Genomic DNA, 14612 nt, shown 5'->3' on the forward strand with positions numbered 1-14612 from the left:
TCCTACCGAAGCGCGCCCTGGGACAGCGGTCCCCGGCGGTGGGCCGCCACGCGCCGCAGTGTCGAAGCCTCGCGCGCCAGTACGGCGGGATCGTCGCCGGGCACGAACTCCAGCAGCGCCTCCATCGGCACGTGCCGTGCGTTCAGCAGCTCGAACACTCCGGCCCACAGTTCGCCACGATCGGCCAGCGGCAGTCGATGGTTGGCCGGCCACCACGAGAAGACATGCACCGCGCTGACCCGGTCGACGAGCTGGGAGAGCCCCGCCAGCGCCTCCTCGTCACAGACGTCGAGCGGCGGCTGCCAGTAGGTGCGGAGATTGTCCGCGCCGACCTCGTCCAGCAGCCGGAGCGTCGAGGCGACGGTGTCGGTGAGGGTCTTCGAGTGGAACTCCAGCGCGAGTTCCAGCCCGTGGTCCGCGGCGATCCGGGCCGCCTCCCGCAGACCCGCCACGGTTTCGCCGCGTTCCTGCGGGGTGGCGGCCGCCGACCCGGTTCCGCCCGCCCAGACCCGTACCCGGGGCGCCCCCAGCAGGACCGCGGCGCGGGCGATCCAGGGGAACGCGGCCCGCTCGTCCTGCGTGGCGCGGAAGTAGGAGCCGTACGAGCAGCAGGTCAGCCCGTGCCTGTCGCAGGCCTCGCGGGCATCGCGGAGCGCGTCGGGGTCCGCCGCAGGCGCGTGCACATCCGCTCCCCACTCGATCGCCTCCAGGCCCGCGTCCGCGGCCCGGCGTGCGACCTCGGCCGCCGGCAGCTGCCGGAAGGTGACCGAGCACAGTCCCGGCGTGGTCACGGTGGTGCCCGGAGTACGGTCCCGGCTTTCCCTGCCTGTCACGGCGCTCCTCTCCTTCGGCCGCCGAACGGCGACTCGTTCCTGCCGGGCAGCACCCCGCCCTGCCCGGGGAGCCCGCCTGGCGGCCTTCCGTCGACGGGCTCCCCGGACCCTCTCACCGGCGGCGCGTCACATCACCACCGGTGTCGCCTCACGACGCGTTCGGGCCGACGTCCGCGGCCGTGAGGGGGTGCCGGAGCGCGGGCGCGGTCGAGTACTCGTCGGCGCCGATGTCCCGCGCGCTGCCTCGCGCGTCACCGTCGATGTCGTCGGCCACGGCCGTGCCGGTGAACGTTGCCGCGCCGATCGCCGGGCTTCCCGCCGACAGCCGGGCGACGCCGTCCGTGCCGGTCACCAGCTTCGGGTCGACACGGGTGTAGCCACCGGAAGGGATATTGCCGTTGGCGGCCGCACCCCACAACATGTTGCTCTTCCAGGTGAATCCGGTGGTCGCACCCATCGACACGAGGCTGCCGTTGTCGCCGACGATCAGGTTGTCGGCGACGACCACGTCCTTGGGCTCGTACGTCCGGGTCTCGCCCGAGAGCGAACCGGAGTTGCCGAGCAGGGTGTTGTGCACGATCACCGCGCGGTCGCAGGCGTCGTTGCCGCGCCGCTCCTCCTCGGTCTCGCCCGAGTTGTGGTCGCGGGTGGTGCCGCTGCCGACCACCAGGGCCCGGGCGGACAGCCCGCTGAGGTAGTTGTTGACGATCACATGGTCGTTGCCGTAGAGGCGTACGCCCTCGCTGCCGCCGATCAGGTAATTGCCCTCCACCCTGGAGCGGTTGCCGTGGCGCAGCACGATTCCGCCGCGGCTGTCGCGGATGGTGTTGTAACGGATGATGTTGTCGGATGACTTCACCGAGATCGCCTCGGGGTCTCCGTCCGCGTGCTCGAACAGGTTGTACTCCACCACCGCGTGGGCGCTGGACAGTGCCCGTCCGCTGACGCCGAGCCGGATCGACTCGCCGCCGTTGGCCCCGGCGAAGCTGTGGTCGGAGAAGTGGTTCCGCAGGATCTGGAGGTTCTGGGCCATGTCGGTCGAGCCGGGGCCGTCGACGACGAGGAAGATTCCGGCGGTGGTCTTGTCGTGGAAGTGGTTCCGGTCGACCTTCGAGTCGTTGGACCGCACCACGAGCCAGTACGGATCGCCGGTGTCCGCGAACTGGAAGTCGTTGCGGGTCATCCGGATCGACGAGCAGTTCGCCGGGAGTTCCATCGTGGTGCTCTGCCGGAAGGCGAAACCGCTGATGGTGATGTTGCTCGAATTGGCGAGGACGAAGCTGCGTTCGCCGCGCAGCACCGCGCCGCCGCGGGTCTTGGAGACGATGGTGATCTGCGCGGCGCTGGTGCCGTTCTTGCCGGACACGTTGATCGCGCCCCCGGACGGAACGGTGTACGTGCCGTCGGCCACGATGATCCGGTCGCCGGGTACGGCGGCGTTGATCGCGCTCTGGAGTTCGGCCAGGGAGCTGACCGGCTTGTCGGCCGCCGAAGCGTCGATCGACATCGAGGTGCTGAGCGGCACGGCGGCGAGTGCTGCCACCGCGGTACCCCTGAGGAACGTGCGTCGTTGCATGGTGCCTCCTGTGGCGACAAGGTCATGACGGGCCCGATCCGTGCAGCCCCCGCGGCTGGACGTGCCGGTGCCGGGTGATCGGCGGCGGGGACAGCCGGGGGCGCACCTGACCGGCTGTCCCGCTCGGGCGGAAGTGGTCAGCGGGCGTCGGGGCCGACGTCCGCGGTGGTCAGTGGCCCGCGCCGGGGCGGCCGGTGCGAGTACTCGTCGGCGCCCACGTCGGCGTGCCGGCCGCGCCGCTCGCCGTCGATGTCGTGGGTGACCGGTGGCCGCCGGAGCGTGCCCGCGTCGATCACCGGGCTGTCGGCGGCCGGCCGGGCGACGCCGTCCGCACCGGTCACCAGCTTCGGGTCGACGCGGGTGCGTCCGTCGGCGGGGATGTTGCCGTCGGTTCCGGCACCCCACAGGATGTTTCCGGACCAGGTGAAGCGGACGGTGTTCGCCATCGCGACCAGCTCGCCCGTGTCCCCGACGAGCAGATTGTCCGCGACGGTCACATCGCGCGGCTCGTGGGGGCGCTGGCTCTCGCCGGAGAGGGTGCCCTTGTTGTTCGCCAGGGTGTTGTAGGCGATGAGGACCCGGTCGGGCGCGTCGTTGCCGCGGCGGTCGTCGGGCGATTCGCCGGGCAGGTGGTCGCGTTCCGAGCCACTGCCGATCACCATGGCCCGCCCGGACAGACCGGCGAGGTGGTTGTTGACGATCACATGGTCGTTGCCGTAGATCCGGACGCCTTCCGTGCCCGCGACGAGGTAATTGCCCTCCACCCGGTTGCGGTTGCCGTGCCGCAGGACGATTCCGCCGAGACTGTTCCGGATGGTGTTGTGCCGGATGACGTTGTCCGAGCTCTTCACGGAGATGGCCTCCGGGTCGCCGTTGGCCCGCTCGAACAGGTTGTACTCCACGACCGCGTGGGCACTGGACAGTGCCCGGGGGCTGACGCCGAGCCGGATCGGCTCGCCGCCGTTGGACCCGGCGAAGGTGTGGTCGGAGAAGTAGTTCCGGAACACATGGACGCGCTGGGCCATCTCCTCGGTGCCCGCGCCCTCGATCCCGAGGTAGATGCCCAGTGTGGATTTGCCGTGGAAGTGGTTATGGTCGACCTTGCTGTCGTCGGCGCGCACCATCACCCAGTGCAGGCCCTCGATGTCCGCGAGCTGGAAGTCGTTGCGGGTCAGCCTGATGTGCGAACAGTTCGGGGGGATGTCCAGGGTGCTGCTCTGGCGGAAGGAGAAGCCGCTGAGCGTGATGTGGCTGGACGCGTCGAGGACGAAGCCCTGTTCGCCTTCGAGGACGACGCCGCCGCGGGAGGCGGCGACGACGGTGATGGGCGCGCGCTCGGTGCCCTGCTTGTTCCGGATCGTGATGGGCCGGTCCGACGGCACGGTGTACGTGCCGTCGGCCACGACGATGCGGGCGCCCGGCCGTGCCCGGTCGATGGCGGCCTGGAGCTCTTCGAGCGAACCGACGGCGGCCGGGGCCGTCGTGGCGCTCGCGGTCACGAGACCGCCGGTGGCGGCGACGGCGAGCGCCGCCCCTGCCGCGGAAGCCATGAGGAACGTGCGGCGTTGCATGGTGCCTCCGTGAGTGTGGTGGTGGATCGGTGGGGCAGGGCCGGTGTCAGCCGTCGGCCGGGTCGGCCGGGGTGTCCAGGAACAGCTCGATGACGGGCACCGGGGTGTCGGGACGCTGGACGGGGATCTCCAGGGTGAGCGTGCCGGCGGGCTGCCCGCCCATCTCCGTGTTCATCGCGGGCCGGTCCGGATCGATGTGCACCTGGATGATCTCGGAGGCGTCGTTCAGCAACTGGGCGTAGCGCACCCGGCCGGCGAGTCCCGGCAGGTGCAGATGGCGCAGCGGCCAGGCGAGGAGGTGGACGTAGAGCCGGTCGCCGCGCTGGGTGTACCGGCACTCGGGCGGGGCGGTGTACGGGGCCGGGCCGCAGCCGCGGACCGAGCGCTCGTGCAGGTCCATCCACCGGCCGATCTCGCCGAGGACGGCGGTGGCGCGCGGTTCGAGGTCGCCGCGGCCGGTCGGGCCGACGTTGAGCAGCAGATTGCCGCCCTTGGACACACCGTCGACGAGCATGCGGATCAGCAGGTCGGCGCTCTTGTGGTCCAGGTTGTCGCGGTCGTAGCCCCAGCTCCCGTTGAGCGTCTGGCACGCCTCCCACAGCACGGGCCGGCCGTCCTTGGTCATGGGACCGGAGGGCTGGTACTGCTCGGGGGTGATGAAATCACCGGGCAGGCCGGTCCTGTCGTTGACGAGGATGTGCGGCTGGAGTTCGCGGACCGTCTCCAGCAGCTTCGGGGAGTCCCAGTCGTCCGGCCCCTTGCCGCCCCACCAGATGCGGCCCGCGTAGGAGAAGTCGAAGAACAGGTAGTCGATGCGGCCGAAGGAGGTCAGCAGCTCGCGGACCTGGCCGTGCAGATAGCTCCGGTACTCGCGGATGTCGCGGTCGGCGGCCGCGGCCTTGAACTCCTCGTCGTCACGCTGCGGATGGGTGCCGTCCACGGGGAAGGAGGGGTGGTGCCAGTCGATCAGGGAGTAGTAGAGCCCGACCTTGAGCCCTTCGGCCCGGCACGCCTCGACGAACGGTCCGACGAGGTCCCGGCCGTGCGGGGTGTTGGTGACCTTGTACTCGGTGAGGGCGCTGTCCCAGAGGCAGAAGCCGTCGTGGTGCTTGGTGGTGAGGACGACGTACCGCATGCCCGCCGCTCTGGCGGCCCTGGCCCACTGGACCGGGTCGTAGCGGTCGGGGTCGAAGTGGTCGAAGTAGACCTGGTACTGCTCGTCGGTCAGCTTCTCCCGGTTCTTGACCCATTCGTGCCGGGCGGCGAGGGAGTACAGGCCCCAGTGGACGAACATGCCGAACCGGTCGTCGGTGAACCAGGTGGTCTCCGGGGCCGGCGCGGGGGCCGGGTTCGCGGCGGGTGCGGAGGTGGACGCCGACGGGGTCTCAGCGCTCGGGGTCATGGGGCATCGTTCCTTGTCGTCGGCGTCCGGGCTTGCCGGTGCGCTTCCGGAGGGCTGGGCTGGTCGTACGGGAGCTTCGGTGTGCGGACGTTGTGCCGGGTCAGCCCTTCAGTGCGCCGGAGGACAGTCCGTGCACGAAGGAGCGCTGGAAGAACAGGAAGACGATCACGGAGGGGAGCAGGGCCAGCAGGGAGGCGGCCATCACCACTCCGGGGGTGACGGCGGGGTCGATCCGCAGGGTCCGCAGCGCGAGCGGGAGGGTGTACGAGGAGGAGTCCGTGGAGACCAGGAGGGGCAGCAGGTACTGGTCCCAGATCATGGTGAAGCCGAAGACCCCGATGACCCCGAGCGCGGGCTTGCACATCGGCAGGATGATCTGGGCGAAGATGCGCAGGTCGCCGGCGCCGTCGATACGGGCGGCCTCTTCGAGCTCCCGGGGCACGTCCTTCATGAACTCGGTCATCACGAGGATGGAGAAGCCCCAGGCGCCCAGCGGGACGATCATTCCGGCCAGGGTGCCGATGAGGTTGAAGTGGACGACCGGCAGGTCGGAGAGGATCACGGACAGCGGGAGGGCCAGGATCTCCTCGGGCAGCATCAGCGTCGCGAGGATGGCGACGAGCACCAGGGTCATCCCCGGGAAGCGCTTCCTGGCCAGTGCGTACCCGGCCAGGACGGAGACGGCCACCTGGAGCAGCAGCCCGAAGCCGACCACGAAGAACGAGTTCAGCAGGTACGCGAGCACGCCCTGGTCGAAGGCGATCCGGAAGTTGTCCAGGGTGGCGCCCGAGGGGATGACGCTGAGCTGGGTCGGGTCCTTGATGTGGCTGAAGGCGCTGACCAGCAGGGCCAGCAGGGGCCCGGCGAAGACGATCAGGACCAGCAGGTAGGTGACGGCCTTCAGGATCCGCCCGCCGGGACTGCGGCTCTCCGTCAGACCCAGCGCGGTCTCGGTCGGCGCGTTCATTTGCTCTCTCTCCGTCGCAGCAGGTGGACGACGACTGTCAGGATCAGCGTCGCGATGAACAGCAGGACGGCTCCCGCCGCGCCGACGCCGAGTCGGTTCTGCTCAAGCCCGAGCTTGTAGATCAGGGTCATCACGACCTCGGTGGAGCCGTCGGGCCCGCCGTTGGTGAGCAGGAACACCTCGGTGAAGACACGCAGTCCGCGGATCGCGGCGAGGATGAACAGGATCGAGAACACCGACCGCAGTCCGGGCACCGTCACGTGCCAGACCCGTTGCAGCCGGGAGGCGCCGTCGACCTTCGCGGCCTCGTACAGGCCGCGGTCCACGCTGGTGAGGCCGGCAAGGAAGATCATCATGTCGTAGGGGGCGCCCCGCCAGATGCCGGTGACCATGATGGAGGCCATCGACGAGTCGGGGTCGTTGATGAATCCCGAGGGGCCGAACCCCACGAGGCCGAGGATGGAGTTGAGCATGCCGTCGGAAGTGGGGTGGTACATGATCCGCCACAGCTCGGCGACGACTGCGATCGGCACCACCACCGGCAGGAACGCGGCGGAGCGCACGAACCCGAGCCGGCGGCCCTGCCCCTCCATCAGCAGTGCGAGTGCGAGACCGAGGGCCATCGATCCGGCCGTCTGCCCGGCGGCGAGGACCACGGTGTGCCAGGCGGCCTCGCGGAAACCGTCGGACTGGAGCACCGTGGCGTAGTTCTCGGTGCCGACCCACCTGTTGCCGAGGTAGGGCTGGACGTCCTGGAAGGACATGGTCAGCGCACTGACCATGGGGATGAACTTGAAGTACAGGAAGAGGAGCAGTGCCGGTGCCAGGAACAGCCAGGGCGTCCACCACCGGCCCGCCCGGCGGTCGTGCCCGCGGCGGCCGGCGGCCCCGCCGGCCGCGCGGCCCGTTTTCCGGGTGGCGGGCCCGGCCGCCGGGAGGGCGGCCGGATCCGCCTGGTCAAGACTCATGACGCGGCGATTCCCTGTTCCTTGAGGATGTCGGCGAGCTGCTTGTCGAGCTCCTTCAGCTTGGTCCCGGTGTCCAGGTCGCAGTCGGCCAGCAGGGCGTTGACGGTCTCCGCGGTCGTCTGCCGGACGGGGGTCCAGTTCGGGATGGACGGCGCGTACCGGCCGGTGCTGCGGTAGATGTCTGCGTAGGTCTTCCACCGGGGGTCGGGGCGGACCTGGGAGATGTCCACCGTCTTGTTGACGGGCAGCTGCACGGTGAAGCCGGTGTCGCCCGCCATCCCGGTCTTCTGGCCCTCGGCGGAGATGGCGAAGTCGGCGAAGGCGTCCTGGCCCGCCATGTTCTCGGAGCCGGCCATCAGGTAGATGGATCCGCCCTCGGCGAGCACGGTGGCGTCCTTCGGGCCCTTGGGCATCGGGACGACCTCGTACTTGTCCTTGCCGAGGGTCTCGTCGAAGCGGGGCAGCAGATACGGGCCGACGACGAACATGCCGGTCCGGCCGGCCTCGAACGTCTCGTTGGTGGGCGGGGTCTCCATGGTCACGGCGCCCGGCTGGATGACCTTGCTCTTGCAGCCGAGGTCGCGGAACCACTGCACGGCCTGAACCGATTCCTTCGTGGTCATCGAGGGCTTGTACTTGCCCTCCCCGGCCCCGGTGATGAAGTCACCGCCCGCGGCCCAGAGGAAGTTGGAGAAGTACCAGGAGGCGTATCCGCGCTTGGTGGACAGCGGGGCGGCGAGGCCGTACGTGTTCTTCTTGCCGTCGCCGTCGGGGTCCTTGGTGGTGAAGGCGGCGGCCATCGCGGCGAAGTCGTCCCAGCTCTGCGGGACTTCGAGCTTCAGCTTCTCGCGCCAGTCCTTGCGGATGAGCAGCGCGGACGCCTGCGCCGAGTACGGCAGGCCGAACTGCTTGCCGTCCACACTCTTTCCGGAGTCCAGCCCCTGGCCGACGATCTGCTTGCTGTTCTTGAGCTTGTCCAGGTCGATCTCCCGGAGCAGGCCCTGACTGTGCATGGCGCCGAGCTGCGTCACATCGTTCATGACGATGTCGGGCAGCTTCTTCTGTGCGGCCCGCTGCTGGAGCTTGGTCTCGAAGTCGTCGAAGATCGCCGTGACCTTGACCTTGAAGCCCGTGGACTTCTCGAAGGCGGCAGCGAGCTTGAGGGCTCCCTGCTCTCCCGGGCCGCCCGGTGTCGTCCGGGTCCACAGTTCGAGCGGTGCCTTCGAGTTCTGCTTGGCGTCCACTCCCGCAGGCCCTGATGTACAGCTGGTGAGGACAAGTGCGGACGCGAGAACACCCGCACCGATCCACCGCGTTCTCTGCATGACAACTCCTGTTTCGCCGCATCACAGCTGGCCTGGAAGCGCTTGGTCACAACTGGGCTGGAAAGCGCTCGATCACAGCTGGCCTGGAAAGCGCTTGCTGGGACGCTAACGGGGTCCGAATCCTTGGTCAATAGTCCGATGAATACAAAAGCTTCGCGATGGCTCGCGAGAGCCTTGCCGGACCTGCTCCCACACCCCTCCCCCACTCCCCACCATCCCGGCACACAGACCGGACACCTCGCGAAAACACCTGGTGGGCCGGTAGTTCTGCCAGCTGGCACACCAGCCGGTCGACCGCACCCCGGCCGCGCGTGAGCATGACAGTCGCCGGGACAGCCAGTTCCGGGTGACCGATCTTCATCCGAGGTCTCCCCAATCATCCGATGTATCGTGCCTGCAAGCACATCGACCAAGGCAACGAACAAGCCACGCCAATCTTCAACACCGGGTCAGACATTTCCCCACACGCCCGACCAGGGCTCAGGAGTCGACTCGCTGACCGTCTGTCAGTAAAGAGCTGAGGAGCGCAACGCCATGAACGAGCCGGCCCGCAGACCGACAGCCCTGTTGGTCATGGAGGAAGAACGCAGGGCGGACGTCTATCCCCACGAAGTCCTGGCCGAGGTCGAACGTCTCGCAGACTTGCAGGGCCCACCGCTCACACGTCAGCAGCTCGACGAGGATCCCGGCGTGCTGCGACAGGTCGAAGTCCTGCTCACGGGCTGGGGCGCGCCCGTGCTCGATGCCGCCTTCCTCTCGCATGCCCCTCGGTTGCGGGCGGTCCTCGTCGCCGCGGGCTCCGTGCGGCATCTGACCACACCCGAGTTCTGGGCCCGCGGCATCCCGATCGTCTCCGCCGCCGCGGCCAACGCCGTCCCGGTCGCGGAGTTCACTCTCGCCCAGGTCCTCCTCGGGCTCAAGCAGGTACATCGCATCGCCCGGGAGGTGGCGAGCAGTCGCCGCTTCCCCCACAACCCCCAGGTACCGGGCGCCTACCGGTCACGCGTGGGCCTGTTGGGGCTCGGGCACATCGGCCGTCTCGTCGCGGCCCACCTCGGCCGATTCGACATCGAGGTCCTCGCCACGGATCCCGTCGCGTCCCCCGAGGCCGCCCGGCAGGCCGGCGTCCGGCTGGTCGGCATCGAGGAACTGTTCGCCACCTGCCATGTCGTCAGCCTTCACGCGCCCCTCCTGCCCGAGACCCGCGGCACGATCGGGGCACGGCTGCTGAACTCCCTGGGGCCGGGCGCGACACTGATCAACACCGCGCGCGGCGCGCTCGTCGACGAGGCCGCCGCGGCGCAGGTCCTGCACGCCAGACCGGACCTCACCGCCGTACTCGATGTCACGCACCCGGAGCCTCCCGCCCATGACTCGCCACTCTTCACCCTTCCCAACGTCGTCCTGACACCCCACCTCGGCGGCGCCCTCGGGGCCGAACGTCATCGCCTCGGAGAGCTTGTGCTCGACGAACTCCGACGCTTTATACATGACCAACCTCTCCAGCACGTGATCGACCCCGCCCGCGCCGCGTCACTGGCCTGAGGCGACAGGGGCCGGCCCGCGACGTCAGCGAAACGTCAGCGAAACGTGCGCGGAACGTCAGCGCGCAGCAGGAGAGTTCGGGGTCCGGCCGGGCCGTCGGCCCCGAATCGCGCATGACCTGTTGGGTCTTCGCGTGTTGGGCTTTCCCGTGTTGGGTTTTCGTGTGTTGGGTTTTCGCGCGTGTCCGCGGGTCGGCCGGGGCGGCCGTCCGGGAGCCGTGCCGGGGCTGAGCGGCGGTCGCGGACCTCGGCTCCACCGCGCCGAGCGGCCGGCGACGGCCGGCGGAGTGGGCGACGGACTCGCGCCGGCCACCCCGCACGGCCGCTGCAGAGCGAGCCTCAGTGCGGCCGCCAATGGAACTTGCCGCCGCCCACCCACCGCACGACACCGGGGTCGTCGAGGTCATGGACCCTGATTCCCGCGGCAGAGGCGGCGGCGAGCACATCCATCATCGACGTTGCCGCGCTGACCACCTCCCCGTCGATCTCCACCAGGCGGAAGGGCGGATCACCGGGCTGGACTCCCAGCACGGTGATCCGGGGCGACGAGATATAAGGACTGCCACTTTCGGTCATGCGTAGATCGCTTCCACGCCACGGGCGACACTATGCCCGGCGGCAGTACGGGTGACGCCCCATCGCGGAACAGTGCGTCTACCTGGGGCAATGGCATGCGGCCCGCGGCCCCGGCCCACGCCCGGGCCGGGGCTCGCCCACCTGTCGCCGTCCGGTGGCCCGGTGCCGGGCCCCGGGGTCAGTCCTCGCCCTCCAGGTTGCCCTCCGTCTCCAGGTACGCCTGGCGCAGGGCGTCGAGGACCGCCGGGTCGGGCTTGGCCCACATACCGCGGGACTCGGCTTCCAGGAGGCGTTCCGCGATGCCGTGCAGGGCCCAGGGATTGGCCTGCTGGAGGAACTCGCGGTTGGTCGGGTCCAGGACGTACGTCTCGGTGAGCTTGTCGTACATCCAGTCGGCGACCACGCCCGTCGTCGCGTCGTAGCCGAAGAGGTAGTCGACGGTGGCGGCCAGCTCGAAGGCGCCCTTGTAGCCGTGCCGCCGCATCGCCTCGATCCACTTGGGGTTCACCACCCGGGCGCGGAAGACCCGTGAGGTCTCCTCCACCAGGGTGCGGGTGCGGACCGTCTCGGGGCGGGTGGAGTCGCCGATGTACGCCTCGGGGGCGGTGCCGCGCAGGGCGCGGACGGTGGCCACCATGCCGCCGTGGTACTGGAAGTAGTCGTCCGAGTCGGCGATGTCGTGTTCGCGGGTGTCGGTGTTCTTGGCCGCGACCGCGATCCGCTTGTACGCCGTCTCCATCTCCTCGCGGGCCGGGCGGCCGTCGAGTTCGCGTCCGTAGGCGTAGCCGCCCCACACCGTGTAGACCTCGGCGAGGTCCGCGTCGGTGCGCCAGTCTCGGGAGTCGATGAGCTGGAGCAGACCGGCGCCGTACGTCCCGGGGCGGGAGCCGAAGATACGGGTGGTGGCGCGGCGTTCGTCGCCGTGGGCGGCCAGGTCGGCCTGGGTGTGGGCGCGTACGTGGTTCTGCTCGGCCGGCTCGTCCAGGGAGGCGGCGAGGCGGACCGCGTCGTCGAGCAGGCCGATGGTGTGCGGGAAGGCGTCGCGGAAGAAGCCGCTGATGCGCAGGGTGACGTCGATACGCGGGCGGCCGAGCTCGGCCGGCGGGATCGCCTCCAGGCCGGTGACGCGGCGCGAGGCGTCGTCCCAGACGGGGCGGACGCCGAGCAGCGCGAAGGCTTCGGCGACGTCGTCACCGGCGGTGCGCATCGCGCTGGTGCCCCACAGGGACAGGCCGACCGAGGTGGGCCAGTCGCCGTTGTCGGTGCGGTAGCGCTCCAGGAGCGAGTCGGCCAGGGCCTGGCCGGTCTCCCAGGCCAGGCGCGAGGGTACGGCCTTGGGGTCGACGGAGTAGAAGTTGCGGCCGGTCGGCAGGACGTTGACCAGGCCGCGCAGCGGGGAGCCGGACGGTCCGGCGGGGACGAATCCGCCGTCCAGCGCGTGCAGGGCGTGGTCGAGTTCGTCGGTCGTGGCGGCCAGTCGCGGCACGACCTCGCGGGCGGCGAAGTCGAGGATGTCGGCGACCGCCTCCGGGTGCCCGGCCGCCACTTCGGCGACGGCGTCCGGGGACCAGCCGGCGTCCTCCATCGCCTGGACCAGTGTCCGGGCCCGCTCCTCCGCCTCGTCGGCGGTGACTCGGGTCGCGGCGGACTCGTCGAGCCCCAGCGCCTCGCGCAGGCCCGGCAGGGAGGCGGTGCCGCCCCAGATCTGGCGGGCCCGCAGGATCGCGAGGACGAGGTTGACCCGGTCGGCGCCGGCCGGTGCGCCGCCCAGCACATGCAGGCCGTCTCGGATCTGGGCGTCCTTGATCTCGCAGAGCCAGCCGTCGAGATGCATGATGAACTCGTCGAAGCCCTCGTCCTCGGGGCGGTCCTCCAGCCCCAGGTCGTGGTCGAGCTTGGCGGCCTGGATGAGGGTCCAGATCTGTGCGCGGATCGCCGGGAGCTTCGCCGGGTCCATCGCCGCGATCTGGGCGTGCTCGTCCAGGAGTTGTTCGAGGCGGGCGATGTCCCCGTAGCTGTCGGCGCGTGCCATCGGCGGTACGAGGTGGTCCACCAGGGTGGCGTGGACGCGCCGCTTGGCCTGCGTTCCCTCGCCCGGGTCGTTGACCAGGAACGGGTAGACCAGCGGGAGGTCGCCCAGGGCGGCGTCGGGGCCGCAGGCGGCCGAGAGGCCGGCGTTCTTGCCGGGCAGCCACTCCAGGTTGCCGTGCTTGCCGAGGTGGATCATCGCGTCGGCGCCGAAGCCGTTGTCGTCGGCGGCAGCGGCGATCCAGCGGTAGGCGGCCAGGTAGTGGTGCGAGGGCGGCAGATCGGGGTCGTGGTAGATCGCGATCGGGTTCTCGCCGAAGCCGCGCGGCGGCTGGATGAGGATGAGCAGATTGCCGCGGCGCAGGGCGGCGAGAACGATGTCGCCGTCCGGGTTGCTCGACCGGTCCACGAACATCTCGCCCGGGGCGGGGCCCCAGTGCTGCTCGACGGCCTCGCGCAGCTCGGCCGGGAGGGTCGCGTACCAGCGCCGGTAGTCGGCGGCGGGGATCCGGACCGGGTTACGGGCCAACTGCTCCTCGGTGAGCCACTCCTGGTCGTGGCCGCCGGCCTCGATCAGTGCGCGGATCAGCTCGTCGCCGTCGCCCGAGACCAGGCCGGGGACCTCCTCCGTACCGAAGTCGTATCCCTGGTCGCGGAGTCGGCGCAGCAGGGCGACGGCGCTGGCCGGGGTGTCGAGGCCGACGGCGTTGCCGATCCGGGAGTGCTTGGTCGGGTACGCGGACAGCACCAGCGCGATCCGCTTCTCGGCGGCCGGGATGTGGCGCAGCCGGGCGTGGCGGACGGCGATCCCGGCGACGCGGGCGGCGCGCTCGGTGTCGGCGACGTACGCGGGCAGGCCGTCCTCGTCGATCTCCTTGAAGGAGAACGGCACGGTGATCAGGCGGCCGTCGAACTCGGGGACCGCGATCTGGCTGGCGGCGTCGAGCGGGGAGACGCCCTCGTCGTTGTCCTCCCAGTCGGTGCGCGATCCGGTGAGGCAGAGCGCCTGGAGGATGGGGACGTCGAGGTTGCTGAGGACGCCCGCGTCCCAGGACTCGTCGTCGCCGCCCGCCGATGCCTCGGCCGGCCGGGTGCCGCCCGCGGCGAGGACGGTGGTGACGATCGCGTCGGCGGCGCGCAGCGCGTCGATCAGCTCGGGCTCGGGGGTGCGCAGCGAGGCGACGTACAGCGGCAGCGCGCGGGCACCGGCGTCCTCGACGGCGCTGCACAGGGCGTCCACGAACGCGGTGTTGCCGCTCATGTGGTGGGCGCGGTAGTAGAGCACGGCGACGACCGGGCCGTCGGTGCGGCGGGCGGTGCGCTCCAGCGGGCCCCAGGAGGGTGCCGGGGCAGGCGGTGCGAAGCCGTGGCCGGTGAGCAGGACGGTGTCGGAGAGGAAGCGGGCGAGCTGGTCCAGGTTGGCGGGACCGCCGTGGGCCAGGTAGGCGTGGGCCTCGGCGGCGATGCCGATGGGGACCGTGGAGGCGGCCATCAGCTGCGCGTCGGGGGCCTGTTCGCCGGTGAGGACGACGACGGGGCGTCCGGTGGCGAGGACTTGGTCGAGGCCGTCCTGCCAGGCGCGTACGCCACCGAGGAGGCGTACGACGACCAGGTCGACGCCGTCGAGGAGCTGCGGGAGGTCCTGGAGCGGGAGCCGCGAGGGGTTGGCGTAGCGGTAGGAGACCGGGCCGTCCGAGGCGCGGGCACTGAGCAGGTCGGTGTCGGACGTCGACAGGAGCAGGATCATGCGGCGTCGGGCCTTCCTCGGGGTGTCCACGCCCCGGGCGGTGTCGGAATGGAGTCTCCCCTGCTCGACGGAGTC

Annotated in this window: 10 protein-coding genes; 1 reads left to right on the forward strand and 9 read right to left on the reverse strand. The window is 70.4% G+C overall.

Annotated elements, in window-relative coordinates; genetic code table 11:
• Positions 1 to 2: 2 nt before the first annotated feature.
• The 7 genes from EES42_RS24170 to EES42_RS24200 all read right to left on the reverse strand — a co-directional run bounded on the left by EES42_RS24170 (position 3) and on the right by EES42_RS24200 (position 8642).
• Entirely contained in the window at positions 3 to 833 is an 831-nt protein-coding gene (locus EES42_RS24170; protein WP_241196563.1) for a sugar phosphate isomerase/epimerase family protein, read from the reverse strand.
• A gap of 148 nt (positions 834 to 981) precedes the next feature.
• Positions 982 to 2409: a polysaccharide lyase 6 family protein gene (locus EES42_RS24175; RefSeq protein ID WP_124720359.1), complete on the reverse strand. Its 1428-nt coding sequence runs from the start codon at positions 2407 to 2409 to the stop codon at positions 982 to 984.
• A 137-nt stretch (positions 2410 to 2546) separates the two neighbouring features.
• Positions 2547 to 3980 carry a polysaccharide lyase 6 family protein gene (locus EES42_RS24180; RefSeq protein ID WP_124720360.1) on the reverse strand — a complete coding sequence of 478 codons (1434 nt, stop codon included), beginning with the start codon at positions 3978 to 3980 and terminating at the stop codon, positions 2547 to 2549.
• A 46-nt stretch (positions 3981 to 4026) separates the two neighbouring features.
• A complete protein-coding gene (locus EES42_RS24185) occupies positions 4027 to 5382 on the reverse strand; it encodes an alpha-L-fucosidase (RefSeq protein WP_124720361.1) in 1356 nt (451 codons plus the stop codon).
• A gap of 100 nt (positions 5383 to 5482) precedes the next feature.
• On the reverse strand, positions 5483 to 6349 hold the full coding sequence (locus tag EES42_RS24190) for a carbohydrate ABC transporter permease (protein WP_124720362.1): 867 nt from the start codon (positions 6347 to 6349) through the stop codon (positions 5483 to 5485).
• Positions 6346 to 7317: a carbohydrate ABC transporter permease gene (locus EES42_RS24195; protein ID WP_124720363.1), complete on the reverse strand. Its 972-nt coding sequence runs from the start codon at positions 7315 to 7317 to the stop codon at positions 6346 to 6348. The genes EES42_RS24190 and EES42_RS24195 overlap by 4 nt, the downstream gene beginning before the upstream one ends.
• Positions 7314 to 8642: a sugar ABC transporter substrate-binding protein gene (locus EES42_RS24200; protein ID WP_124720364.1), complete on the reverse strand. Its 1329-nt coding sequence runs from the start codon at positions 8640 to 8642 to the stop codon at positions 7314 to 7316. The genes EES42_RS24195 and EES42_RS24200 overlap by 4 nt, the downstream gene beginning before the upstream one ends.
• A gap of 534 nt (positions 8643 to 9176) precedes the next feature.
• Between EES42_RS24200 and EES42_RS24205 the strand changes: the two genes are divergently transcribed.
• Positions 9177 to 10187: a hydroxyacid dehydrogenase gene (locus tag EES42_RS24205; RefSeq protein ID WP_124720365.1), complete on the forward strand. Its 1011-nt coding sequence runs from the start codon at positions 9177 to 9179 to the stop codon at positions 10185 to 10187.
• Between the two features lie 338 nt (positions 10188 to 10525).
• On the opposite strand, the gene EES42_RS24210 is transcribed toward EES42_RS24205, so the two are convergent.
• Entirely contained in the window at positions 10526 to 10762 is a 237-nt protein-coding gene (locus EES42_RS24210) for a hypothetical protein (protein WP_124720366.1), read from the reverse strand.
• Between the two features lie 178 nt (positions 10763 to 10940).
• Positions 10941 to 14537 carry a cobaltochelatase subunit CobN gene (gene cobN, locus EES42_RS24215; protein ID WP_124720367.1) on the reverse strand — a complete coding sequence of 1199 codons (3597 nt, stop codon included), beginning with the start codon at positions 14535 to 14537 and terminating at the stop codon, positions 10941 to 10943.
• Positions 14538 to 14612 lie beyond the last annotated feature (75 nt).

Source organism: Streptomyces sp. ADI95-17 (genome assembly GCF_003846175.1).
In the GTDB taxonomy this organism is placed as follows: domain Bacteria; phylum Actinomycetota; class Actinomycetes; order Streptomycetales; family Streptomycetaceae; genus Streptomyces; species Streptomyces sanglieri.